The organism is Microbacterium kunmingense (assembly GCF_023155745.1).
Lineage (GTDB): Bacteria > Actinomycetota > Actinomycetes > Actinomycetales > Microbacteriaceae > Microbacterium > Microbacterium kunmingense.
Genome location: NZ_JAKNUS010000001.1, coordinates 1 through 23,679 on the forward strand (window position 1 = coordinate 1; position 23,679 = coordinate 23,679).

At 70.7% G+C, this 23,679-nt stretch carries 28 protein-coding genes and 1 pseudogene; 15 read left to right on the plus strand and 14 right to left on the minus strand.

Annotated elements, in window-relative coordinates:
• The first annotated feature begins 131 nt into the window (after nt 1–131).
• Nucleotides 132–1,088 (plus strand): multicopper oxidase family protein, encoded by a 957-nt coding sequence (locus MA875_RS00005; protein ID WP_248239421.1) that lies wholly within the window; start codon nt 132–134, stop codon nt 1,086–1,088.
• Between the two features lie 255 nt (nt 1,089–1,343).
• Here MA875_RS00005 and MA875_RS00010 read toward each other — a convergent pair whose 3' ends face one another.
• Nucleotides 1,344–1,985 carry a rhomboid family intramembrane serine protease gene (locus MA875_RS00010; protein ID WP_248239422.1) on the minus strand — a complete coding sequence of 214 codons (642 nt, stop codon included), beginning with the start codon at nt 1,983–1,985 and terminating at the stop codon, nt 1,344–1,346.
• A 67-nt stretch (nt 1,986–2,052) separates the two neighbouring features.
• On the opposite strand from MA875_RS00010, the gene MA875_RS00015 reads away from it, so the two are divergent.
• Both MA875_RS00015 and MA875_RS00020 read left to right on the plus strand, forming a co-directional pair.
• Entirely contained in the window at nt 2,053–2,979 is a 927-nt protein-coding gene (locus MA875_RS00015; protein ID WP_248239423.1) for an NAD(P)/FAD-dependent oxidoreductase, read from the plus strand.
• Nucleotides 2,980–3,074: 95 nt separating this feature from the next.
• The gene (locus MA875_RS00020; protein ID WP_248239425.1) at nt 3,075–3,569 is read left to right on the plus strand and encodes a GNAT family N-acetyltransferase; all 495 of its coding nucleotides are present in this window, start codon (nt 3,075–3,077) and stop codon (nt 3,567–3,569) included.
• 305 nt (nt 3,570–3,874) lie between these two features.
• On the opposite strand, the gene MA875_RS00025 is transcribed toward MA875_RS00020, so the two are convergent.
• Nucleotides 3,875–4,639, minus strand: a complete 765-nt coding sequence (locus tag MA875_RS00025) for a DUF2306 domain-containing protein (RefSeq protein WP_248239427.1) — start codon at nt 4,637–4,639, stop codon at nt 3,875–3,877.
• Nucleotides 4,640–4,806: 167 nt separating this feature from the next.
• Between MA875_RS00025 and MA875_RS00030 the strand changes: the two genes are divergently transcribed.
• Nucleotides 4,807–5,553 (plus strand): TetR/AcrR family transcriptional regulator C-terminal domain-containing protein, encoded by a 747-nt coding sequence (locus MA875_RS00030; protein ID WP_248239428.1) that lies wholly within the window; start codon nt 4,807–4,809, stop codon nt 5,551–5,553.
• Nucleotides 5,554–5,563: 10 nt separating this feature from the next.
• On the opposite strand, the gene MA875_RS00035 is transcribed toward MA875_RS00030, so the two are convergent.
• Entirely contained in the window at nt 5,564–6,373 is an 810-nt protein-coding gene (locus tag MA875_RS00035; protein WP_248239430.1) for an SDR family oxidoreductase, read from the minus strand.
• 91 nt (nt 6,374–6,464) lie between these two features.
• Nucleotides 6,465–8,087 carry an SPFH domain-containing protein gene (locus MA875_RS00040; RefSeq protein ID WP_248239431.1) on the minus strand — a complete coding sequence of 541 codons (1,623 nt, stop codon included), beginning with the start codon at nt 8,085–8,087 and terminating at the stop codon, nt 6,465–6,467.
• Between MA875_RS00040 and MA875_RS00045 the strand changes: the two are divergent.
• Nucleotides 8,086–8,652: pseudogene (locus tag MA875_RS00045) on the plus strand (pyridoxal-dependent decarboxylase); the annotation flags it as partial. The gene MA875_RS00040 and the pseudogene MA875_RS00045 overlap by 2 nt on opposite strands.
• A 147-nt stretch (nt 8,653–8,799) precedes the next feature.
• Here the strand turns inward: MA875_RS00045 and MA875_RS00050 are convergent.
• The 6 genes from MA875_RS00050 to dhaK all read right to left on the minus strand — a co-directional run bounded on the left by MA875_RS00050 (nt 8,800) and on the right by dhaK (nt 13,540).
• Nucleotides 8,800–9,621, minus strand: coding sequence for a GNAT family N-acetyltransferase (locus MA875_RS00050; RefSeq protein WP_248239434.1), 822 nt, complete (start codon nt 9,619–9,621; stop codon nt 8,800–8,802).
• 301 nt (nt 9,622–9,922) lie between these two features.
• A complete protein-coding gene (locus MA875_RS00055) occupies nt 9,923–10,174 on the minus strand; it encodes a hypothetical protein (RefSeq protein ID WP_248239435.1) in 252 nt (83 codons plus the stop codon).
• A gap of 75 nt (nt 10,175–10,249) precedes the next feature.
• The gene (locus MA875_RS00060) at nt 10,250–11,092 is read right to left on the minus strand and encodes a GNAT family N-acetyltransferase (RefSeq protein ID WP_248239437.1); all 843 of its coding nucleotides are present in this window, start codon (nt 11,090–11,092) and stop codon (nt 10,250–10,252) included.
• A 72-nt stretch (nt 11,093–11,164) separates the two neighbouring features.
• Nucleotides 11,165–11,899: an HPr family phosphocarrier protein gene (locus tag MA875_RS17680; RefSeq protein WP_248239438.1), complete on the minus strand. Its 735-nt coding sequence runs from the start codon at nt 11,897–11,899 to the stop codon at nt 11,165–11,167.
• On the minus strand, nt 11,896–12,543 hold the full coding sequence (gene dhaL, locus MA875_RS00070) for a dihydroxyacetone kinase subunit DhaL (RefSeq protein WP_248239440.1): 648 nt from the start codon (nt 12,541–12,543) through the stop codon (nt 11,896–11,898). Before dhaL ends, MA875_RS17680 begins: the two co-directional genes overlap by 4 nt.
• Nucleotide 12,544: 1 nt before the next feature.
• Nucleotides 12,545–13,540 carry a dihydroxyacetone kinase subunit DhaK gene (gene dhaK / locus MA875_RS00075; protein WP_248239443.1) on the minus strand — a complete coding sequence of 332 codons (996 nt, stop codon included), beginning with the start codon at nt 13,538–13,540 and terminating at the stop codon, nt 12,545–12,547.
• Nucleotides 13,541–13,694: 154 nt separating this feature from the next.
• Here dhaK and MA875_RS00080 point away from each other — a divergent pair, with 154 nt between their 5' ends.
• From MA875_RS00080 to MA875_RS17690, 5 genes are all read left to right on the plus strand, one after another.
• Nucleotides 13,695–14,573 (plus strand): VOC family protein, encoded by an 879-nt coding sequence (locus MA875_RS00080; protein WP_248239444.1) that lies wholly within the window; start codon nt 13,695–13,697, stop codon nt 14,571–14,573.
• Between the two features lie 113 nt (nt 14,574–14,686).
• The gene (locus MA875_RS17685) at nt 14,687–15,019 is read left to right on the plus strand and encodes a HEAT repeat domain-containing protein (protein WP_308221483.1); all 333 of its coding nucleotides are present in this window, start codon (nt 14,687–14,689) and stop codon (nt 15,017–15,019) included.
• A gap of 337 nt (nt 15,020–15,356) precedes the next feature.
• A complete protein-coding gene (locus MA875_RS00090; protein WP_248239446.1) occupies nt 15,357–16,361 on the plus strand; it encodes a MerR family transcriptional regulator in 1,005 nt (334 codons plus the stop codon).
• 32 nt (nt 16,362–16,393) lie between these two features.
• Nucleotides 16,394–17,011 (plus strand): M23 family metallopeptidase, encoded by a 618-nt coding sequence (locus MA875_RS00095; protein WP_248239448.1) that lies wholly within the window; start codon nt 16,394–16,396, stop codon nt 17,009–17,011.
• 136 nt (nt 17,012–17,147) lie between these two features.
• On the plus strand, nt 17,148–17,741 hold the full coding sequence (locus MA875_RS17690) for a VOC family protein (RefSeq protein WP_248239450.1): 594 nt from the start codon (nt 17,148–17,150) through the stop codon (nt 17,739–17,741).
• Here MA875_RS17690 and MA875_RS00105 read toward each other — a convergent pair.
• Nucleotides 17,699–18,184, minus strand: a complete 486-nt coding sequence (locus MA875_RS00105; RefSeq protein ID WP_248239453.1) for a VanZ family protein — start codon at nt 18,182–18,184, stop codon at nt 17,699–17,701. The two genes, MA875_RS17690 and MA875_RS00105, sit on opposite strands and share 43 nt — an antisense overlap.
• Before the next feature lie 100 nt (nt 18,185–18,284).
• Nucleotides 18,285–18,590 (minus strand): hypothetical protein, encoded by a 306-nt coding sequence (locus tag MA875_RS00110; protein ID WP_248239455.1) that lies wholly within the window; start codon nt 18,588–18,590, stop codon nt 18,285–18,287.
• Between the two features lie 45 nt (nt 18,591–18,635).
• Here MA875_RS00110 and MA875_RS00115 point away from each other — a divergent pair, with 45 nt between their 5' ends.
• Entirely contained in the window at nt 18,636–19,016 is a 381-nt protein-coding gene (locus tag MA875_RS00115; RefSeq protein ID WP_248239456.1) for a nuclear transport factor 2 family protein, read from the plus strand.
• A gap of 24 nt (nt 19,017–19,040) precedes the next feature.
• Entirely contained in the window at nt 19,041–20,084 is a 1,044-nt protein-coding gene (locus tag MA875_RS00120; protein ID WP_248239457.1) for a zinc-binding dehydrogenase, read from the plus strand.
• A 102-nt stretch (nt 20,085–20,186) separates the two neighbouring features.
• Here MA875_RS00120 and MA875_RS00125 read toward each other — a convergent pair whose 3' ends face one another.
• Nucleotides 20,187–20,567 carry a hypothetical protein gene (locus MA875_RS00125; protein ID WP_248239458.1) on the minus strand — a complete coding sequence of 127 codons (381 nt, stop codon included), beginning with the start codon at nt 20,565–20,567 and terminating at the stop codon, nt 20,187–20,189.
• Nucleotides 20,568–20,593: 26 nt separating this feature from the next.
• On the minus strand, nt 20,594–21,646 hold the full coding sequence (locus MA875_RS00130; protein WP_248239459.1) for a zinc-dependent alcohol dehydrogenase family protein: 1,053 nt from the start codon (nt 21,644–21,646) through the stop codon (nt 20,594–20,596).
• Nucleotides 21,647–21,687: 41 nt separating this feature from the next.
• Between MA875_RS00130 and MA875_RS00135 the strand changes: the two genes are divergently transcribed.
• The 3 genes from MA875_RS00135 to MA875_RS00145 are packed head-to-tail and all read left to right on the plus strand — an operon-like array spanning nt 21,688 to nt 23,657.
• Nucleotides 21,688–22,593: an alanyl-tRNA editing protein gene (locus tag MA875_RS00135; protein ID WP_248239460.1), complete on the plus strand. Its 906-nt coding sequence runs from the start codon at nt 21,688–21,690 to the stop codon at nt 22,591–22,593.
• A gap of 27 nt (nt 22,594–22,620) precedes the next feature.
• Entirely contained in the window at nt 22,621–23,064 is a 444-nt protein-coding gene (locus MA875_RS00140; protein ID WP_248239462.1) for a DUF2256 and DUF3253 domain-containing protein, read from the plus strand.
• Complete coding sequence (locus tag MA875_RS00145) at nt 23,061–23,657, plus strand: DUF1349 domain-containing protein (RefSeq protein ID WP_248239464.1); 597 nt, start codon at nt 23,061–23,063, stop codon at nt 23,655–23,657. Before MA875_RS00140 ends, MA875_RS00145 begins: the two co-directional genes overlap by 4 nt.
• The last annotated feature ends 22 nt before the right edge of the window (nt 23,658–23,679 follow it).

The following is a 23,679-nucleotide window of genomic DNA, read 5'->3' on the forward strand; positions in this document are numbered from 1 at the left end:
GACAACACGATGCGGATCTTCTTTTCCGCCGGGATCGTCGGTGGACGACTCATAATTCTCAGACCTTCCAATAGGGGCGCTGCCTCAGCAACTAACTACCCCTGCCACATAGTCTGACGCGCGACAAATGGGTGCTGATCCTCGACGACTGGCTCGACGGCGTCACCGCCACCCCGGACCAGGTCCTCACCGACCTCTCGAAGGGCATGGGAGACATGGGCGGGATGGGCGACATGTTCATGCGGATGGGGAACCTGCTGATGGGCGCCACCTCCGACCTGCTCGGCGGCGACGCCGGCGACGTCTACTACCCGCACTACCTCATCAACGGCAAACCCAAAGCCGACCCCGCCCAATTCACCGGCACTCCTGGTGCCCGGGTGCGGATCCGTGTCATCAACGCCGGCAGCGACACCGCGTTCCGGTTCGCGATCGGCGGCCACACCCTGACGATCACCCACACCGACGGGTTCCCGGTGGATCCTGTCGAGGTCGACAGTGTCCTGATCGGGATGGGCGAACGCTACGACCTGCAGGTCACCCTGGACGATGGGGTGTTCCCTGTCGTCGCCGACGCGGAAGGCAAGCAGGATCGCGCGTTCGCGCTCGTTCGCACCGCCGCTGGCACGGCTCCGGCCAGCGACGTCCCCGTCGCCGAGCTCGGCACCGGCAGGGTCGGCACCGCTGCCGGACTGAGCGCGACCGCCTCCGTCACCCTGCACCAGGCATCCCCCGACCGGGTCGTGCACCTCGCGCTGACCGGGGGGATGGAGGCGTACGACTGGGGGATCAATGGGCGCCGGTTCGACATGAACGACCCGTTGCGGGACGCGCACGCGATCAGTATGGGGGAGCGGGTGCAGTTGCGGATCCGCAATGACACCGAGATGTGGCATCCGTTCCACCTGCACGGCCACACCTACCAGCACGCGAACGGCGGCCCCCGGAAGGACACCTCCATCATCCTCCCGGGCCAGACCCTGACAGTCGACTTCGACGCCGACAACCCCGGCCAGTGGGTCGCGCACTGCCACAACATCTACCACGCCGAGACCGGCATGACCACGGTGCTCGGATACCAGTCATGAACCGCGCGTTCATCCCCAGCACGGGAGGATGATCGCGCGGGCGATCGGACGGCGGCGGATGTCAAGTCTAAGTGGACTTCCTACTCTTATGTAGGGATCTGCCATTTCGCGCGGAATCCTGCTGACGAAACTGCTGCCAATTAGCGTGGAATCCCCGAGTTCTCCGCCACCTTGACCGGGAACCTACAGCAGCTTCCCCCTCACGTCGTCCATTTCGCGCGACCTGATGCTGCAGCGGACCGATCCCACAGCGCATCAGCCGATTCGTGGCTGTGGCTCCGGCACTGTCGACCGGCCGCGTGAGCGCGCGGGGCGAAGGACGAGCGCGGCGATCGCGCCCCCGATCGCACCGAAGAGGTGCGCCTGCCAGGAGACGCCGCTTGCGGCGTTGAAGATACCGGCGAGCATGCTGCCGCCGTAGATGGCGACCACCGTCAGGGCTATCAACGCATAGAGGATGCCATGGCCCAGCGACTTCGCCACGAAAGCCCGGACCACCAGGTAGCCGAAATACCCGAAGACCAGGCCGGACGCTCCCACGGTGATGGTGCCCGGAGCGTTGAAAATCCACGTTCCCGAACCAGCGATCACCCCGACAATGGCGGTCACCGCCCAGAACCGCCCGACGCCGTCGAGGGCGACGAGCACCCCGAGAACGAGGAACGGGATCGTGTTCGCGAGCAGGTGCGGCCAGCCGCTGTGCAGGCCGTGAGCCAGAAGGATGCCGTCGAGGCCATCGGGTGCCCACGACTCGATGCCGAAGGCCTGAATCCACGTTCCGGGAAGCACCGCATCCAAGACCCTGATGATCCACATGATGACCAGCAGGATCACCGGCTGAAGGACGCGTGTCGTCCAGCGGCTGGTTGATCGCGGGGCGGTCGTGTCAGCGGTCATTGACACATCGTCGCATCCGCTCTTCCTTTCGGCCCGACCGGCACCGCAGACCCACGAGGATTTAGGTATGGGAGTGGACGTGACGGTGGTCGGCGGCGGTATCTCCGGGCTTGCCTGCGCCAGAGCGGTGCAGGCCGGCGGCTTGTCGGTTCGTGTTCTCGATCGCGGCCGTCGCGTCGGCGGGCGCCTCGCGAGCCGAACCCTCTGGGGACGCCCGGTCGATCTCGGTGCGTCCTATTTCGTCTCGGACGATTCGGACTTCGATGACGTTGTCGCCGGATGGGCGGATCGGGGCCTCGCCCGCCCGTGGACGGATACTTTCGCCGTCATCGACGCCGACGGTGAACAGACGATCAAGAAGGGACCGGTGCGCTGGGCCGCACCGCGGGGATTGCGATCACTCGCTGTCGATCTCGCGGAAGGTCTCGAGGTGCGCACCGAGCACACCGTCGAGCGCGTCGATCCGTATCGCGTGGACGGCCACGACGCAGGCGAGGTCGTTCTCGCCATGCCGGGCCCGCAGGCTGCGCGACTCCTCACCGCTGCTCCGGGAGGCGACATCGAGTGGGAGCCCGTCATCGCTCTGGCCCTGCGGTGGGACAGCCGGCACTGGCCGAGCGATCTGCACGGCGCGTTCGTCGACGCGGACCCGGACGTGTCGTTCATCGCCGATGATGGCGACCGTCGGGGCGACGGCGCGGCCGTGCTCGTCGTACACACGACAGCCGAGCGTGCCCGGAGGCACCTCGACGACCCCGCGACCGCGATCCCGCCCGTGCTGGACGCCGTGCGGCGACTGCTGCGGATCGACACCGACCCCGCTGAAACGTTCGCTCATCGCTGGACGTTCGCCCGCCCCGTGGGCACGACCGGTGCGCCGTTCCTCCGGACTCCGGGACTTTCAGCCTGCGGCGACGCGTGGGGTGATCGGGCCGCCGTCCGCACCGCGTGGGGGTCGGGACACGCACTCGGAAGAGCCCTCGCCGGCGCCTGAGAATGTGGGTCTCCATGCTCGTCGAGCGATGGATCAGCCGACGAACGCCCTGACAGGTCGAACGCGCTGAAACGAGGACCTGACACGATGAAGGCATGACGGCGACGATTCGAGCACCGCACCCGGGGGACGCGTCAGCGATCGCCGAGGTGCATGTCCAAGCCTGGCGGGAAACCTACTCTCATCTGCTCCCGGCGGACTTCTTCTCCGCCTCCTACATCGCCAGTCGACAGCGTCTCTGGAGACAGGTTCTCGCGGACCCACGGGACGACATGACGGTGCGGGTCGCGGAGGTCGACGGCGAGATCATCGGTTTCGCCTGGATGGGGCCGGGCGAAGGGCAGGGCGGAGAGTCACCGCCGCGCGACCGGCTCCTCTACGCGATCTACGTCCTCGCGCACCACCACGGAACCGGCACGGGGCAGGCGCTGCTCGATCAGACCGTCGGGGAGGGCCCGGCGATGCTGTGGGTGGCGAAGGAGAATCCCCGCGCGGTCGCCTTCTACCTGCGCAACGGGTTCCGCTTCGACGGCGTCGAGCAGACCGATCCCCACGCCGCGCTGATCACCGACGCGCGGATGGTGCGGTGAAGGTAGCCGCGCGGTCATCGGATCGTCCCGCTCGGCGCGGTTCGTTCGTCGAAAATGCACGTGTCCGATGGGCGCAGGCGTACATCTGCGACGAATGAGCTCGCGCCGGAGCGCGCATCCACCCCGCGGCCCGGGACGCGGCGCCTCTCCCGACGACGCCTGACGACAACCAGACGACGAAACCCCCGCCCAATGACATCGGGCGGGGGTTCGTTTTGGTACTTCAGCGTACGTAGGCTCTCATGATCGACATCCTTCCGTCGGGGAAGAACGACGGTACGCCGCCCGGTGCGTCAAGGCAAGGGTCATCCGACGCGGTCATCCTCTTGCTCGTCCGTCGCAGATGCACGCGCTGCGCCTCTCGAGGCGGGCATCTGTGACGGACGAAACGGCGTCGATGCCCCTCGGCCGGGCCTCATCCCGCGACCGGACGGGCGCGCCGGCGTGAAAAGGCGCGCCCCCCGCCGCCGGCGGATGATGAGCTCGGCGACGCCGAGGTTGATCAGCCATGCGCCGGTCATCCCGACGACCCGCACGACCTGATCATCGATGTCGACCACCACGCTCATCGCCGTGAGCAGGATCGCCTGCGTGCCGGCGGCCAGGCCGAGCGCGTAGGCCCGAGTCATCCATGCGCCATGGCTCCGGTGGTCCCGCCGCATGATCGCGCGGACCGCCAGCACGATGCTCGCGACCATGAGCGCGCCGAACACCAGCCGCACGTACACGAGTGCGACGCCGTCGTGGTCGGGGAGGTCGTAGGCGACAGCCATCCACATTCCGGAGAGCGCGGCGGCGATGCCCATCGGAACGAGCACGACGCCGGCCACCCGGTGCCAGCGGTTTCGTCGGCGCAACGACGGGACGAACTGGAACGCTCCGAGCAGACAGAACACGATCGACGCGACGATGTGGATGACCACGGGTGCGGGAGATGCGAAGAATCGGGCATTCCCCGACGTGACCGCGGCTCCTCCGGCCAGTTCGCTGAGCCGCAGCGCTCCGGCCAGCATCGGCACGAGCGCGAGCAGTATCAATCCGGTCGGCACGAGCCAGGCTGCGCGCGCCACGCGACGCGGTCGAGAGCGGGGTGGGCGAGGCGTGGTCTTGGCCATCATTCGGGTCTTCCATGCGGCGAGAAGGGCGAGGGGTGTACGGCGTATACCTTCGTGCCGAATCTAGGTGTACGCCGTAGACTTGTCAACACCGAGTGCCCGACCTTCAGAGGGGACGACCCATGACGCGCAACGCGCCGCCGCGACCACGCCTGAATCGCGACCGCGTGCTGCGGACGGCCGTGTCGTTCGCGGACGAGGTCGACATCGACGCGCTGAGCATGCGCCGGCTCGCACAGGAACTGGATGTCACACCGATGGCGCTCTACAAGCACGTCGCCGACAAGGAAGCGCTGCTGGACGGCATGATCGAGGTCATCGTGGGCGAGATCGACCCGCCCTTGACGGGCGCCGACTGGAGGGACACCGTCCGGCATCGCGTACTCTCCGCCCGGCGCGCTCTGCAGCGTCATCCCTGGGCGCGCGAGGTCATCGAGTCCCGCTCCCGGATGACCCCGCCGGTTCTGGGCTATCTCGACTCGGTCGCCCGCGGCTTCCTCGACGGCGGCTTCTCTCCGGATCTCACGCACCACGTCATGCATGCCCTCGGGGGGCGGGTGTGGGGATTCACGCAGGAACTGTTCGACGGCTCGCGTGCGTCGGCGTCGGCGCCGGCTCCGTCGCCCGAGCAGCAGGCGGCGATGTACGACCAGATGGCGGCGGCGTTCCCCAGCCTCGCCGTCGTCGCGTCGAGCGCAGCCCACTCGGGCGACGTCGTCGGACGGGGATGCGACGACGATTTCGAGTTCACAGTGACGCTCGACCTGATGCTCGACGGGTTCGAGCGCATGCGCGCGCACGGCTGGACCTCGGTCGCCGCCCTGTCATCCGTGGCGGCCGGCCGCCCCGCCGTCGGCGCAGCACTCTGAAGCCCGACCCTCAGCTCCCCGCGCGACGCCACTCGTCGGACGTCAGGTGCGACCCGGCCTGCGGGCCCATCTGCAGCATCCCGCCGTCGACGACCCAGCTCGCGCCTGTGACATAAGACGCCGCCGGAGAGGCGAGGAACGCCGCCACTGCCGCGATCTCCTCGGGCCGGCCCGGGCGACCGAGCGGGATGCCGGGGCGATGCGTCTTCTCGGCCTCGTCGGCGTCCATGTCGTTGAGCGGGGTCGCGATCTCCCCGGGACCGAGGGCGTTCACCGTGATGCCGTACTCGCCGAGCTCCTGCGCCATCGTCTTCACGAGGCCGCCCAGGCCGTGCTTGGAGGCGACGTAGGCGGCACTCCCGACCCGCGGCTGGTGCTCGTGCACACTCGTGATGGCGACGATCCGCCCACCTCGACCCGCCGCCACCATCCGTCGCGCCGCGGCCTGCATTCCGACGAACGCGCCGTCGAGGTTGAGCAGCACATCCTTCCGCCAGGCGTCGACGTCGAGATCGAGGAACGGACCTCCCGATCCACCGCCGGCGTTGTTGACGAACACGTCCACCCCGCCGAGCTCATCGGCGAGGGCGTCGATCACCTTCGCGGCGCCTTCGAGATCGGTGGCGTCGAACTGCGTCACCACCGCTCGCCCGCCGCGCGCCCGCACCGCTTCGGCGGTCTTCTGGGCCCCCTCCTCGTCGGAGTGCCAGGTGATTCCGACATCCAGCTCCGCCTCGGCGAGGGCGATGGCGGTTGCCGCGCCGATGCCGGAATCGGAGGCGGTGACGATGGCGTGCCGGGGAGCGAAGGTGTCGGTCATGCTCCGACGCTAGGCGCCGCACGCCTGAGCCGGAGGGGCCTTGCGCCCGGCGTGACCCCTCGCTACGAGGCCGTCACGCCGGGCTCTCGGCTCACTCCTTCGTCGAGCCCGACGAGTCGGATGCGTCGGCGCCGGACTTCCGAGACGCGGGCTTCCGCTCCCTCGTGGCGACCGGAGCCGCAGCGGGGGCACCCGCCCCGGCCATCCCCGCCCCGATGCCGCGCCCGACGGCCTGACCCTGGATGATGCCGGCGAGGTCGAGCCCGGTGGCCGACTCGACGCTGTCGAAGACCGAGCGCAGCGCCTTGGCGCTGTCGCCGCCGACCACGTCGGAAGCGCCGTCGTTGCCCGAGCTGCCGATGATCGACACGTTCCCGATCGTGGAGTAGCCCTTGGCGAACTCGGCCATGATCGAGGGCAGAATCTCGAGCGTGCGCTGCGACAGCAGGGCCTCCTGGTTCGAGGCGATGGCCTCGGCTTCGGCCTGCACGGCCGCGGCGCGCGCCTCACCCTCGGCTCGGATGGCGTCGGCCTCGGCCTGCGAGCGCAGGCGACGCGCGGTCGCCTCGGCGTCGGCCTGGGCGCGCAGCGCGTTGGCCTCACCGTTGGCCTTCGCCTCGGCGGCGGCGGCCTCACCGGCGGCGCGGGCGCGGTCGGCCTGCGCCTGCTGCTCGGCGATACGCGTGCGCGCCTCGGCCTGCTTGACCTGCTCGATGGCCGCCGCTTCGGCCGCCCGCTCGCGGGTGTACAGCTCGGCCTGCGCGCGGGTCTCGGCCTCGTACCGCTGCGCGTCGGCGACGCGCTTGACGTCGGCGTCGAGCTGGGCCTGCTTGTTCTCGGCCTGCTGCTGCAGAACGGCCTGCTCGGCCTGGGCGCGCGCGAGCTGCTCGGCCTGCTCGGCCTCGGCGCGCGCACGACCGACGCCGGCGGCGGCGTTCGCGGTGTTCGTGTCGAGCGCGGTCTGCTCGACGAGGTTCGCCTCCTGGTTGGTGATGATCTTCTGGTTGATCGCGCGGTCGGCGTTGGTCTGCGCGATCTCGGCCGCCTGGCGCTTGGCCTGGATCTCGGGGGCACCGAGCGACTGGATGTATCCGACGGAGTCGGTGATGCCCTTGATCTGGAACGAGTCAAGGATGAGTCCCTGCTCGGCGAGCTCGTGCGAGACGTCGGCGGCGATCTGGTCGGAGAACTTCTTGCGCTCGCGCATGAGCTCCACCACCGACAGGGTCGCGACGATGCCTCGCAGGGCACCCTCGAGCTGCTCGGTGGTGAACTGCTCGATCGCGGCGTCCTGCGACGCGAAGCGCTCCGCGGCGCGGCGGACGAACAGCGGGTCGGAGCCGATCTTCACGATCGCCACCCCGTCGACGTTCAGCGTGACGTTGTCGAGCGACTGCGCCTCGGCGTTCAGCGACACCTGGCGCGAGCGCAGCGAGATGATCTCGTGGCGCTGGGTGATCGGGTTCACCAGCGACTTGCCGTTGACGATCACCGTGACCGGCGACTCCGACATCTCCGACGAGCTGGTGCCGTCGGCGGCGAGCACCGTGCTCTGCACCTTCTGCTTGCGACCCGAGATGACCAGCGCCTCGTCTGCGCGAGCCACCTTGATCCAGCTGCGTGCGAACAGCAGCGCGATCAGGCCGATGACGATCGCGGCGACGACCGCGATGCCGACGATGATCAGGATGCCGACGACTCCGGCGATCTCCATGAATGATTCCCCTTGCGTGTATGAGTTCTGTCGTGCCGAGCGTCGGTCCCCCCGCGCCCCGCCCCAGCCTGCCAGAAAGCCATCAATCCTGGTTCTCGCCTGTGAAGACCGGCACGATGGCGGAAGGGTCGGCCGTCGTCATCCCTCGCCGCGAGCACCGCGCACCGACGGCGACGCGAGGAGGACGCACGTGCTGCACCGCCGGGCAACGCTTCGCGATGAACTGCTGGATGAGATCTTCGCTTCCCCGTACGCCGCGAGCACCCTGCCGGAGTACCGCATCCCCGACGACGAGCATCTGCCCGACCGCACGCACCAGCTCGTCGTCGACGAGCTGGTGCTCGACGGCAACTCGCGCCAGAACCTCGCGACCTTCTGCCAGACGTGGCTGGAGCCCCAGATCCAGGACATCATCGCGCGCTCGATCGACAAGAACATGGTCGATAAGGACGAGTACCCGCAGACGGCCGCGATCGAAGAGCGCTGCGTGCACATCATCGCCGACCTGTGGAACTCGCCCGAGGCGGCCGACACGATGGGCACCTCGACGACCGGGCCGAGTGAGGCGGCGATGCTCGGTGGGATGGCGCTGCTGTGGAAGTGGCGCGAGCGCCGGCGCGGGCGTCGTGCCGACGCTCGGGGTGATCGCCCACTTCGGCAGCCACCCGATCACCGTCCCGATGTCGGAGGAGGAGGCGGGGGGCTTCCACCACTAGGGGCGCCGCACGAGGGCGACCGAGCGCTCCTCGGCCACGAAGCCGAGGCCCTCGTAGAGCGTGTTCGCTCCGGTCGAGCTCGCCGTGTCGACGTCGAGGATCGCCTCGTCGATGTCGGCGTCGGCGATCGCCTGGAGCGCCTGGGCGATGACGAGCGGCGCGAGACCCTGCCGGCGCCGATCGCGCACGACGCCGATGAGGTCGATGTAGGCGTTGCTCCGCCCGCGGGCCTCCCAGTCGTCGTGGTTCACGGTGACGAGGCAGAAGGCGAGGATCCGCCCCTCGCCGTCGACCACGAGCCGGGAGAGGTCGCCCCTGAAGAACTCGCTGCCGACGAATTTCGCCCATCCTTCGGTCGTGGACGGCAGGCTTCCCCAATGGTCGCGGAACGCGTCGTTGCGCGCCTTGCGCGCATCCTCCTGCCGGTCGCTCGCGTACGCGACGACCTCGACGTCCTCGGGCGCCGCGACCGCGGGCACCTCGGATCCCGCGCGCACCATCGTCGCGAACCACCGCTCGGCCGTGAATCCGAACGCCGCGGCGAGCGCCTGATGCCCGACGTTCACGGCCTCGGCGTAGGTCTTCAGTTCGACCGGGAGCGTCTCGGCGCCGGCCGCGGCCTCCGCGACCTGCCGTTCGGCCCGGGCGTTCTGCCACGCGAACAGTTCCCGGCCGATGCCGCGCCGCCGCCAGGCGGGGTGGACCGATCCCGCCAGGTGAACGCTGAGCTTCTCGCTGCGCGACGGATGGAGGAACGAGCTGCCGGCAGCGGATGGCGCGGCCGTCCTCGGAGAACCCGATGAGGGTGTCGCGCGCATGGTCGATGTGGGGGAGGTCGAAGGTGTCGGCCACCTCCTCGCGCGGGGTGATCCAGGAGGGATGGTCGACGGCGTCCGCGGCGGCGAAGACGCCATGAATGGCATGGATGTCCTCGCGGGTGGCCGTCCGCCCCAGGGCGACATCCGGATGCTGCGGCAACGCCGGCTCGCCGTCGGCACCGGATCGGGGTCCGGCCGTGCTGTCCTCGCTCACGGGCCCACCCTACTCAGGGCCGCAGGAGCGGACCTGCCCGCGGCCGCGCGCCGCCGCGCGCGCCGCGCGCGCCGCGCGACAGAGCGCCTAGCGGTGCCCGCCCTCGTCGGTGTCGGTGTACTCGCCGGGGGCCTCGTCCGGATGCCGCGTGTGCGAGCCGCCGCGTCCCTCGGCGTCCTCGTACTCGCCGGGCACCTCGTCGGCACCGCCGGTCCGCGCGCCGCTGCGCGTCTCGGCGTCCTCGTACCGTCCCGGCACCTCGCCGTCGCGGTGCGTGAAGCGGCCGTCGCGCGTCTCTTCGTCGGTGTACTCGCCCTGATCGGAGTGCTTGTCGGTCACGATCGTCTCCTTCGTCGTCGTACCCTCACGCTACGCCCGGCGGGCGTGCCGCGGCATCCCGATTGACACGAATCCTCACCCGAGCTCCAGGCTGGTGATGCCGAACAGGCCGTCGGTGTCGATCCGCGGTGGCTCTCCCGTGTACATCCGGGCCGTCTCGAAGGACCGCGTCCATTTGTGCGCCTGTGCCCACGACACGGCGCGGGAGTTGACTCCGGGCACATCGACGGCGACCGAGGGCGCGCCGCGGTCCTCCGCGAGCGCGCTGACGAGCGCCGACGCGATCGCCTCGTCGTCGGCGAAGACCGGACCGAGCCGCGAGGCGGCAGCGGCGTCTCGGAGCACGGCGAACCCGACGATGTCCTCACCGCGCAGCGCCACCCGCGCGCTCCGCGCGGGGAGGCTCACCCACGCCGCGAGGAAGGCGTCGCGGGGAGCACCGAAGAAGCGCCGGTCGTACGCCGCGAGGCGATCGAAGGGGATGCCGCGGGCGTCGACGATCCGCACACCGGCGGGCGCGGGCGCCGGTCGCGGTGCCCCCTCGTACCGGGTGTTGGTCCACGCCGGGTGGAACCCCGAGCGCCGGTAGTTGTCCTGCTGCGCGACGACGCCGTCGAGGGCGACGACGCGTCCCGCCATCCGCTCCATCCCGGCCTGCCAGGTCTGAAGGCCGAACCCTCGCCCCCGTACGTCGGGCCGGGCGATGTACATGCCGAGGAACCCGAAGTCCTCGCCGTATCGGATGACCGAGATGGATGTCACGGGCTCGCCATCGAGCCGGCCGATGAGGAATCCGCGGGGATCGGCGACGGCGAAGGCCTGCGCGTCGGTGACACCGGGGTTCCACCCCTCGGCCACGGCCCACTCGGCCATCATGGTCACCTCGGCGGCGCTCGCCGTACCGATCTCGAAGGTCATGCTCAGACCGTAGCGCCGCACGTACCGGCGGTCACGGCCGCGCAGTCCGCGCTAGTGCCCGTGGCCCGGTCCTCAGTCGTTCTCGCCGAAGCCGTCCCGCACCAGCTCTCGCAGTGCCGCGACCGCCTGCTCCGCGTCGGGCCCCTCGGCCTCGATCCGGAGGACGTCGCCCTTCCCCGCTCCCAGGGAGAGGAGGCCGACCATGCTGTTGGCCTTCACCGGCCCCGCTCCCGAGGTGGCGTTGGAGATCCGGATGTCGGCGGTGAACGTCCTCACGGTGCGCACGAGCGTCGCCGCGGGCCGGGAGTGCAGGCCGACCTCGTTCACGAGCGGCTCCTCGGCCGCGACACTGCCGGTCGGCGACGCCGGCGAGTCTGCGGGAACCGGCGCCGGCGCCGCGCCCTCCGCCTCATCGGCGTCGTCGCGCCGCTTCGCGGCCAGTGCGCCCCGCGCCTCGGTCGCGACCTCATCGAGCGTGCCGCCCGACAGCGCGCGCACGATGCCCGCGGTCATGCCCTCGACGAACGGCCCGTCGCTGATGCGCACGGGCTGGGTCGACTCCCGCAGGTCGAGTGCGAGCTCGGCGCTCAGCACCGCCGACCCCAGGTCGGTCATGACGAGCACGCCGTCGGCGCCGGCGAGCTCGTCGATCGCCTCCGCGATCGCGGCCGCGTCGGTGCCGAACCCGCCCTGAGCGCCCGACGCGATCCGCACCGGAGGCGGCTCGTCGTGCACCATCTGCATCGCCAGGTCGAGCGCAGCCTCGGCGAGCGGTCGGCTGTGCGAGACGATGACGAAGCCGATCACCCCGCCGACTCCGTCAGCGCCTCACCGAGTGTCCGCAGGAGGATGGTCGCCGACACCGAACCGGGGTCGATGTGCCCGGCGCTGCGCTCGCCGAGGTACGACGCGCGGCCCTTGCGTGCGACGAGCGGCTCCGTGGCATCCGATCCCTTCTTCGCGGCCTCCGCGGCCGCGGTCACGGCCTCGGCCGCCGACCCGCCGGAGGCGACCGCCGCTGACAGCGCCTCGAGGGCAGGCTCGAAGGCGTCGATCATGGTCTTGTCGCCGGCCTCGGCGTGCCCGCGGGCGACGACCCCGGCGACACCCGCGCGCAGCGCCTTCTCGAGGTCGGCCGCGTTCATCTCCCCGTCTGCGGGGGAGTTCTTGCCCATCTCGAGGAACAGGGTGCCGTAGAGCGGCCCGCTCGCGCCGCCGACCGACGAGATCAGCGTCATCCCGACGGTCTTGAAGAGAGCAGGGATGTCGGCGGGCGCGCTCGCATCGAGCTTCGCCGTTACTGCGGTGAACCCCCGGTTCATGTTGGTGCCGTGGTCGGCGTCGCCGATCGCCGAGTCGAGCTGAGTGAGGTAGTCGGCGTTCTCGCTGAGCGCCTGGGCGGCGCGACGGAGCCAGTTCTGCAGCGTGGCGGTGGTGACGGCATCCGTCATCTCAGGCCCCCCACCGCAGGCCGCTGGTGTTCACGGGAGCGTCCCAGAGGCGCAGCGTCTCGTCGTCCGCCTGCGTGAGGGTCAGGGAGCACCCGGCCATGTCGAGGCTCGTGATGTAGTCGCCGACGAGCGAGCGGGCGACCTCGATGCCGCGCTGCTTCAGCGCCTCGGCGACCTCGGCGTAGACGACGTAGAGCTCGATGAGCGGCGTGCCGCCGAGGCCGGTGAGCAGGGCGATCACCGGACCGCCGGTGAAGTCGAGGTCGGCGGTGATCGAGGAGACGAGTTCCTCGGCGATGTCGTGCGCGCTTGCGAGCGGCACGCGCGTGCGACCGGGCTCGCCGTGGATTCCGACGCCCATCTCGATCTGGTCCTCCGGCAGGTCGAAGCTGGGCTTCCCGGCCGAGGGCACGGTGCAGCTGGTCAGCGCGACGCCCATCGACCGGCTCGCTTTGGAGACCTTCTCGGCCACGGCGGCCACCTCGGCGAGGGGCCGGCCTTCGGCGGCGGCGGCCCCGGCGACCTTCTCGACGATCACCGTGCCGCCGATGCCGCGGCGCCCGGCCGTCCAGGTCGAGTCCTCCACCGCGACGTCGTCGGCCACCAGAACCGACGCGGTCTCGATCCCCTCGTCCTTGGCGAGATCGGCGGCCATCTCGAAGTTCAGCACGTCGCCGGTGTAGTTCTTCACGATGAAGAGCACGCCGGCGCCGGTGTTCACCTTCTGGGCGGCGGCGAGCATCTGGTCGGGTGTGGGGGAGGTGAAGATCTCGCCCGCGCAGGCGGCGGCGAGCATGCCCGGGCCGACGAAGCCGCTGTGGAGCGGCTCGTGTCCCGAACCGCCGCCGGAGACGAGCGCGACCTGACCTTCTGCGCCGGCCGTCGGCCGCAGCACCAGACGGTTCGCATGGTCGACCTCGAGTTCAGGATGGGCGGCCTCCACCCCTCGCAGCGCGTCAGCGAGCACCGTTGCGGGGGCATTGATGAGCTTCTTCATGCGGGTCTCCTCTTCATTGAGCGCCTCGGTGGGCGGTGCGCGACCGGGACCTGCGCACCTGAGACGACAGTAGACACATCGGGTGGGGTTTCGGTATGGGTTTATTGCTGTCCGCCCCAGGAATACCGCTCCCCGCGCGGGGGTTGATGACCACATGGATGCTGCGGGCCCGACCTCTTCCCACCTCGCCGACGACACGGCGATGGGCCCGGTGACCCTCCTCGTCGGCGATCTCGACGGCATGACCCGCTTCTATCGCGATGTCGTCACCCTCGAGGTGCTGACGGCCGAGCGCGACACCGTCACCCTCGGGCGCGCGGGCCGGCCCATCGTCATCCTCGTCCACTCGCCCGAGCTTCGTCACGCGCCGCAGGGCGCTGCCGGGCTCTACCACACCGCCATCCTGTTCGAGTCGCAGGCGGCGCTCGCCGCCGCGGTGTACTCGGTGGCGCGGCAGGCTCCGCAGACTTTCACCGGGAGCGCCGATCACCTGGTCAGCCAGGCGTTCTACTTCACCGACCCCGAGGGCAACGGCATCGAGCTGTATTGGGACCGGGCCCGCACCGAGTGGTCGTGGACGCACGGGCGGGTCGAGATGGCCACCCTGTTCCTCGATCCGAACGCGTTCCTCCGCGAGCACCTGACCGAGGAGGCCGCGGCCGGCGCCACCGCTCATGACGCCGCGGGTGTGGGTCACGTGCACCTGTCGGTGGGTGACATCGCCACCGCCCGGGCGTTCTACGTCGACGGCCTCGGCTTCGATGTCACCGCCGACCTGCACGGGACGGCTCTCTTCGTCAGTGCGGGCGGCTACCACCATCACATGGCGATGAACGTCTGGAACTCCCGCGGCGCGGGGCCCCGCATGCCGGCGCTGGGGCTAGGCCGGGTCGATCTCGTGCTGCCCGACGCCGACGATCTCGGCGAGCTCGGCGAGCGGCTGCGCCACCACGGCGTCGCCGTGCGCGACGACGGCCGCGGGCTCGCGTTCGACGACCCCTGGCGGAACGCGGTCTTCGCGACGGCGGGGTGATCTCCACCCCCGCTTGACCTTGACACTGTCTTGACCTTGACCCTGGCTTGACCTTGACCCTGGCTTGACCTTGACACAGTGACAAGGTGTCGACTGGGGTGTGGAGGTCACACATGACACACACGACGTCACAGCAGAACGCTGCCGCACTGCGCGCGGCCCTCGAGACTCCCGATGCGTCGCATCGGCTGCAGGCGGCCCTCTCGGCGGGAACTCGCCCCGACCCGGAATTCATCGACGTGCTGGTCGCGCGCTGCGCGGTCGAGCCCGACTTCTTCGTCCGCGACATGCTGACCTGGGCTCTCGTGCGACAGGACCGCGCACCAACCCCGAGGCGCTCCTTCCGCGGCTCGCATCCGACGCGGCCCAGGCGCGCAGCCAGGCCCTGCACACCCTGTCGAAGATCGCCGACCCCGCCATCTGGGGCGCCATCACCCCGGCGCTGATCAGCGACGCCGACGACGAGGTCGCTGCGGCCGCCTGGCGGACCGCGGCAGCACTGGTTCCGCCGGGACGGGAGGCGGCACTGGCGGCGGCCCTCGCCGCAGAGCTGGGTCGTGGAGATCGCGAAACGCAACGCAGGCTCAGTCGCGCGTTCGCCGCGCTCGGGGCACCCGCCCGGGCGGCGGTTGAAAACGGGGCTCTGTCTCCGAATGAGGCGGTGAGCGCCCACGCTCTGGCAACCTTGGCCGTCATGGACAACCCCGACGAGTCTTTCGAATCCGCCGTCCACGAGGCCACGCGGATCGTGGCGCTCCGCGCCGTGCCCTCGACGGAGTAGACGTGCTGATCGGCGAGGTGGCGCGGCAGTCGGGGCTCAGCACCCGGATGCTGCGCCACTACGACCGCGTCGGGCTTCTGACTCCGACCGGCCGGACGACGGGCAACTACCGCGAGTACACCGAGGCCGACATCCAACGTCTGCTCCATATCGAGGCGCTGCGCTCGCTCGGGCTGACACTCGCGCAGGTCGCGGAGGTGCTCGACGATGCGTCGTTCGACCCGGCCGCGGTGATCGCGGAGGTGATCGCGCAGGCAGAGGAGAACATCGTGCGCACCCGCGAGCTCGTGGCACGACTGGAAGCGGTGCACGATACGCAGCCGCGGTCGTGGGCCGACGTCCTGCACACCGTCGGACTGCTCCGGGCGCTGGAGAGTCCGACACCGTCTCAGCGGCAGCGCAGCGCGCTGACCGGGGCGGCGACCGATCAGGATGCTGCGGTCCTGGTCGCCGCACTCCTGCGCGAACCGCACGCCGATGCGGCAGGAGCGCTGCAGTGGGCGCTCTCACGCACCGGTGACGCGGCGCTCCCCGCTCTCGTCGAAGCGCTGGACGCGCCGGATGAGCTTCCCCGACGACGCGCCCTTGATGCCCTGGAGAAGATCGGCAGCCCCGCCGCGCGGGAGGCGATCGCTGCCGCGGTGGACAGCGGCGACCCCCGAGTGCGCGCACGGGCCACCCTGACCCGCGGACAGCTCGGAGACGCGGCGGCCCTCCCGGGCCTGGTCGGCCTCATCCGCGGCGGGACGGAGGATGTCGCGGCCGCGGACGTCCTCGCCCGTCTCGTTCGGGACTCAGACCTCGCGGGGCCGGCCGTCGAGGCGCTCGTCGCCGCGCTCCACGACGCGGATGCCCACGCTCGGCGGCGGCTGGCGGCCGCGCTGGGCGAGGTCTCCGGACCGGAGGCGGCCGACGCGCTGGCATCCCTTCTCGACGACGACGACCCGGGAACAGCCCTGACAGCGCGTGCTCTGCTGTCCAGACGCCCGCCGCACCGGATGGACTGACACCCCCCGCTCGGCTCGGCTACTGTCGCGTGATGGAGGACGTCCTCGAGCTGGCCTACCCCTTCCGCGGTCTCTGGCGTGTCGGGAACAGCCCCGCCGATCGGGTGCCGAGTCATGGGACGCGCGCATTCGCGTCATCCTTCGCCTACGACTTCGTCCCGGTCGATGCTCGCGGTCGTTCAGCGCCGTTCACCCTCCGATCGCTTTTCCGAGACGAGGCCGCCGAGGTGTTCGCCGGATTCGGCCGCCCGATCCTCGCGCCGGTCGCCGGTACCGTCGTCGGCGTGCACGACGAGGAGCCGGATCATCCCGCCTACCGCGGTTTCCGGTCGATCGGGTATGCGATGACGCAGCGGCGACGCGTGGCCGGTGGGTGGCAGGGGCTGGCAGGCAACCACCTCCTGATTCGGGCGGGCGAGACGGTGGTCGCCCTCTGTCACCTGCGGGAGTCGAGCATCGTGGTCGCAGCGGGCTCCGAGGTGAGCGCCGGTGACACGGTGGCCGGCTGCGGTAATTCGGGCAACAGCACCGAGCCGCACCTGCACATCCAGGCGATGGACGACCCCGATCCTGCGCGGGCTCGCCCGCTCCCGATCAGGTTCGCGGGGTCGATGCCGCGGAGCGGCGAGATCGTCCGAGCCGGCGAGTAGGGTGGGCGCGTCCTCGGCCTGAAACGGCGGGCGATGTCACGTGAGGGGAGAAGACGACGTGGATGACAGGAGCGAACCGCCAGCCACCATCACTCCGGCGGCTTTCCACGCAAGGCCGGGTGTCGCGGATTGGCGGGTGACGAGCACCGGGCCACAGGCCGCATGGCGGTCCACGTCTCTACGGAGTGCCGCCTCGCTCGTCGACGACATCCTGTCCGCGGCCGAGACCTTCGGGATCCTGCCCGATGTCGACCTCCGGCCTGAGGCGGTCGTGGTTCGCGTGCCCTACCGCGATCTGGACGGCATCCCGGCGCGAACCCCGGCGTTCGCCGAGGCGGTTTCCGCGGCGGCGGTAGCGCGGGGTCTCATCGCCGACCCGTCCCTCGTGCAGACCGTGGGGATGTACGTGGCTCAGCACTCGAGCGTGGATGCCCGCCCGTTCTTCCTGGCGGCCCTCGGATACGAGCCGGTGGGCGACACCGACGCCGTCGATCCCCTCCGGACGGGGCCACCGCTGGCGTTCAACCCGATCACCGGCGACGCGCGAGGTCGCGGGCGAACGCATTTCGACGTGTTCGTGCCCGCCGATCAGGCGCGGGCGCGAGTGGATGCCGCGCTCGCGGCCGGCGGGCGACTGGCCGACGACTCTTACGCGCCGAAGTGGTGGTCGCTCGCGTCGCCCGACAATCACGGCGTCGACATCGCGTCCTGGACCGACACGTTCGACTGACGCGATATCTGGCTCGGCCAGGCGGGGTGTCGGCGGATCATGGCGGCCAACGCAACCCCCAGGACGGCGCCCAGCCCGTTCGCGACGAGGTCGCGCGGGTGGGAGATGCGGTCGAGAGGAATCTGAGCGAGCTCGATCCCGAGGGTGAGCAGCAGTGGGGGAGCCAGCGCCAGCACGCCGCGGAGCAGCAACCCGGTGGCGACCCCGATGGGCACGAACATGAGCACGTTCAGCAGGATCTCCAGGCTTCGCCCGTCGGTCCACGCCGCCTCATCCGTCCAGGCGGCGGGGTTGAGGATGCCCCAGCGCGCCTCCGAGCCCTCGGTCGCCCACGGCAGCGGGCGGAGGGTCACCCAGAGGACGAGGCTCGTGTAGAGCAGCCCCAGCACGAAGACGATGGCCCCGACGGTTCGTCGGGCGGCGGATGACGCAGGGCTGCCCATGAACCGATCGAACCCGTCGGCGCGGGCGCCGTCAACGCGATTCGGCAACCCCAGCGGCTCTGCTCCGCCGTTTCCCAGCCTCGCGTCGCCGCCGGCGCGCTCACCGGCGGGCGAGAGCCTCCCAGTCGGCGTCGATCATGCGGGGTTTCCGCCGCGAGATGCGTGCGCGCAGCGCCGTGCCGACCTCGGGCCAGTAGCGCTTGTCGAGCACCACTTCGGTCTGAAGGGTCTCGCCCTCGAGCTCGGGCGCTTCGAGAGCCACCTCCATCGTGCAGACCTGGTAGCGCCGGCGCTGCGTGGAAGGGGTGAGCGAGAGGATCCGGATGGCACCGACGTACGCATCCGCCATGCGCGAGCCGCTCAGCCGTTCGAGCGTCGCGGCGGCATCGTCCTCCCACTCCTCCATGGCTTGAGCGTACTGCGCGCGTCCGTGCTGTGATTCGATGAGCGGGTGAGACCAGAGTCGATCGTCACCGAGTACCTCAGCTCCCTCGAGGCCGGCGACACCACCCGCATCCTCCGACTTTTCGCGACGGACGCGATCATCCACTCGCCGCTGTACGGGGAGCGGTCGGCGGCGGACTTCTACCCTGCCCTGTTCGCCGACACGGAGCAGTCGCGGCTCACGCTCCGCAGCGTCATGACGGGGAAACGCGACGGCCGCGACATCCTCAGCTTCTGGTTCGACTTCGACTGGGTGCTCGCCAGCGGTGAGCCGGCACCGTTCACCGTCGTCGATGTCGCCGAACTCGACGATGCCGGGCTGATCGAGCGTCTTCACATCGTCTACGACACCGCACCCATCCGCGGTGCCTTCGACGCGCTCCGCTGAGCGATATCCACCGAGGGGAACACCATGAAGGCCACGATCATGTACGGCGCCGGTGACGTGCGCGTCGAAGAGGTCGCCGATCCAGTCATCCAGCAGCCGACCGACGCGATCGTCCGGACGGTCCGCACGTGCATCTGCGGATCCGATCTGCACCCGTACCACTCGATGAAGCCGTCCTCGCGGGGGCAGAGCATGGGCCACGAGCTGCTCGGCGTCGTCGAGGAGACCGGCGCCGCCGTCACGACGGTGAAGAAGGGCGACCTCGTCATCGCCCCGTTCGCCTGGTCGGACAACACCTGCCCGACGTGCCGCGACGGCTTCCAGACGGCGTGCCCGCACGGCGGGTTCTACGCCACACGTCAGACCGCGGGGCTGCAGGCCGAGTTCTCCCGCATCCCCCTCGCCGACGGCAGTCTCGTCGCGGTGCCGGGTGTGACCGAGGGGGACACGGCGCTGCTCCCCTCGCTCCTCACCCTGTCAGACGTCTACCTCACCGGGTATCACGCGGCCTTCATGGCGCGGGTGCGCCCCGGTCAGTCGGTCACGGTCGTCGGCGACGGGGCCGTCGGCCTCTCCGCCGTGCTCGCGGCCGCGCAGATGGGCGCCGAGACCATCATCCTGATGGGCCGCCATCGCGCCCGCACCGACCTCGGTGTGGAGTGGGGCGCGACCCACGTCGTGGCCGAGCGCGGCGACGAGGGCGTGCAGCGCGTTCTCGACATCACCGACGGCCTCGGCACCCACGCCGTGCTTGAGGCGGTCGGGCACATGCCCGCCTACGAGCAGTCCTTCCGGGTCGCCCGCACGGGCGGGGTGATCTCGCGGGTGGGCGTGCCGCAGTACGAGGAGGCCGGCGTCGGCTTCCGCTCCCTCTTCGGCCGGAACCTCACACTCACCGGTGGCCCCGCGCCCGTCCGCGCCTACATCGAGCAGACGATCCCCCAGGTGCTCGACGGGACGATCGAGCCCGGTCGCGTCTTCGACGTCACGATGCCGATCGACGATGTGCCCGCCGGCTACGCCGCGATGGATGCCCGCGAGGCGCTCAAAGTCCTCGTCACCGTGTGAGCGCGGTGCCCTCCACCGCCGCGCCCGCAGCCGCCCCCGCCGTCGGCACCCCCGCGGTGATGGCGGTGATCGAGCGGCGGATGGCCAGACCCGCGCCGCCGATCACATGGTCGAGCTGAAGTACAGCAGCCCGATCGGCACGAGCATCATGAGTCCGAGCACGATGCCTGCGATCGAGAGGCCGAAGCGGCGCTTGCGGGTGATCCCGACGATGAGCCCGATGATCGCCAGAAGCAGCACGAGCGCCCCGCCGATGCCCAGCATCGGGATGAGGGCGACGAGGAGCCACCAGATCGCGTTCATCTCGGGGATGAGTCCGATGAGGAAGACGAAGAGCGTCGGCATCAGGCCGATCATCGCGATGATGACGGCGATGAGTCCGAGGATGTCGAAGCCCTTCTTGCGCACCGGCTCCGGAGCCGGCATCGCGGCGTACCCCGGTCCATAGCCCTGGCCGTACCCCGGTCCGTACCCTGCCGTCATCGGCGTCCCCCTCCGTCGGAGCGATCCTAGGGGAGGGCGAGGTGCGGGTCGATCATCGTCATCCCCGCGGGCGCGGCGGTGTCGAAGCGGGGGAGGAGAGCGGATGCCTCGTCGAGGCCGATCACGCGCTCGATGAGCTCGTCGGGGCGCAGGCGTCCGGTGGCGACGAGGTCCATCATCGCCGGGTAGTCCGCCGCCGCCATCCCGTGGCTGCCGAGGATGTCGAGCTCCCATGCGATCGCGCGCGCCATGGGGACGGGGGAGCGCCCGTCGTCGGTCGGCAGAAGCCCGACCTGCACGTGCCGTCCGCGACGGCGAAGGCTCAGCACCGCGTCCGCAGCCGTCTGTGCGCTCCCGACGGCGTCGACCGAGACGTGCGCACCCCCGCCGGTCAGCTCATGGACGACGTCGGGAACAGCCGGGCGGTCCGGCCCCGCCACGACGACGTGGGTGGCGCCGAGGCGCTCGGCGACCTCGAGTGCACGCGGGTTGGTGTCGATGGCGATCACCCGCGCCCCGAGGGCCACGGCGATCATCACCGCGCTCAGACCCACCCCGCCGGCTCCGACGACGGCGACCCCCTCGTCGGGGGCGGTGCGGGCACGGGCGGTCAGCGCCCGGAAGGCGGTCGCGAATCGACAGCCCAGGGCCGCGGCAGCCTCGAACGACACCGCGTCGGGGAGGGCGACGAGGTTGGTGTCGGCGGCGTGGAGGGAGACCCTCTCGGCGAACGACCCCCAGTGGGTGAATCCGGGCTGCTGCTGCCGCGGGCAGACCTGGGCATCGCCGGTGCGGCACCACTCGCAGGTCCCGCACCCGCAGACGAAGGGCACGGTCACGCGGTCGCCGACGCGGAACCGACGGACACCCTTCCCGACCTCGGCGACGACGCCGGCTAGTTCGTGTCCGGGCACGTGCGGAAAGGCGATGTCATCGTGACCCGCCCACCCGTGCCAGTCGCTTCGGCACATGCCGGTGGCGCGCACCTCGACGACGACGCCCCCGTCCGGTGCCACGGGCTCGGGAACGTCGACCACGGTCGGCATGCCGCGGACAGCATGGAGGAGAACGGCGCGCACAGGGCGAATCTACCCGCGCGCTCGCCGTCTAGGGTGGGCTCGTGCCCGAGCCCGATGACACCCTCTCCACCCCCACAGGCCTGCCGGACGTCGACACCGTCGTGACCTACCCACCGGGCGCGACCTCGAGCGCGGGGCGGGTGCTGCACGTCGAAGACCTCGGCGACGGGCGCTCGGCCGTCCTCCTCGACGTCACCTGCGTCCACCCTGTGACCGCGGCCTGGCCCGACCAGCCGGCCGATCGCGCGGTTCTCCAGGGGGCGGGAATGACGTTCCCCGTCGTCGATGCGGTGGTCGGTGGCATCCAGGACGGACGACTGCTCCTCGGCTCCGACCTCCCCGTCCGGATCGGCACGGAGGGCTGGGTCTTCGTCGTGGCGCACATCGTCGAAGGCGACGGCCCCGCGGCGGGGACCGAGGTCCGCGCGATCGTCGACGCCGACCATCGCGCCGCTCTCTCGGCCGGGCACACCGTCTGCCATCTCGCCTCCCTCGCCCTGAACGCCGCGCTCGCGGGGGCGTGGAGCAAGGACGTCCTACCCGACGCCCTGGCGAACCCGAACTTCGATGCGCTGGCGATCGAGACGAGCCGCATCCATCCCGGCGGCTCGGTCGACGTCTACCGGATCGGAAAGTCGCTCCGGCGGAAGGGATTCGTCGCGACCGCGCTCGACGATCTCGACGCCGTCGCCTCGCGGGCGAACATGCTTCTCGCGGAATGGGTCGCCGCCGGCGCGGCGGTCCGCATCGAGCGGGAGGGCGACGGGCTCTCGTCCCGCCGCGCCTGGGTGTGCGAACTCCCGGCGGGGACCGTCCACATCCCGTGCGGCGGAACCCACGCCTCGCACCTCGGCGAGTTCTCGTCGGTGACGGTCGCCCTGGAGGCCCGCGATGTGGAGGGTGCCCGCGAGATCACGATGACGACGACGGGTCGACCGGCCCGCTGACCCTCTGATCCGCGGCACCATGGAGGTATGGGTCGCACACGGGGTCGGACGGATGCCGCCGAGCCGCGGCATCCGAAGACCTGCGCCTCCTGCGGACGCACCATGGAGTATCGGGCCAAGTGGGCGTCGAACTGGGATGCGGTGAAGTACTGCTCCGACGCCTGCCGGCGGCGGGGCGTGACTCCGGTCGATCGTGAACTGGAGGCGTCGATCCGGCAGACGCTCGCCGCGCGCGCCGCGACCGCGTCGATGTGCCCTTCCGAGGCGGCCAAGGCCGTCGGCGGCGAGGAGTGGCGCGAGCTGATGGAACCGGCCCGGCGGGCGGCGCGCCGCCTCGTGGCCGAGGGCGAGGTGGAGATCACCCAGGGCGGGCGGGTCGTCGATCCGTCCACGGCGAAGGGGCCGATCCGGATCCGTCGCCGTCGCGGACCCAGCGCCGGTCACAGCCACAGTGTCACGATGGAGCCATGAGCACCTCCATCTCCCCTCGCCGCATCGACTGGACCGAAGGGCGCTGGACGCACGATCCGGCGGCCGTCGCGCATCGCGGCGACGACCTCGTCGTCACCGCCGTCGAAGGCAGTGACGCGTGGCTCCGGACCGCCTACGGTTTCGAGCACGCCTCCGAGCACGGACTCATCGCCCCCCTCCCCGTCGGCGCGGCCATGGAGGTCGAATTCACCGCCGACTTCACCGAGCAGTTCGATCAGGCCGGCATCTACGTGCGGGTCGACGACGAGCGGTGGGTCAAGGGCGGCGTCGAGTACTGCGACGGCGAACTCGGCGCGGGCGCCGTCGTCACCGACCGACGCTCCGACTGGTCGGTCGGCGCGGTGCCCAAGTGGGGCGGCCAGCGGGTGGTCATCCGGGTCAGCCGCGGCGAGGACGCCATCACCGTGCGCGGCGGGGTGGTGGGTGAGCCGATGCGACTGCTGCGCCTCGCCCCGTTCGACGGTGCCGCCGAGGCGGCGGCGGGCCCGCTCGTCGCGGCGCCGTCGCGTGCCGGTCTCACCGTGGTGTTCCACGAGTGGCGCCTGAGCGCAGGGGACACGTCGATCCACTGATCCGGCCCGTGGGCGCGCGGGC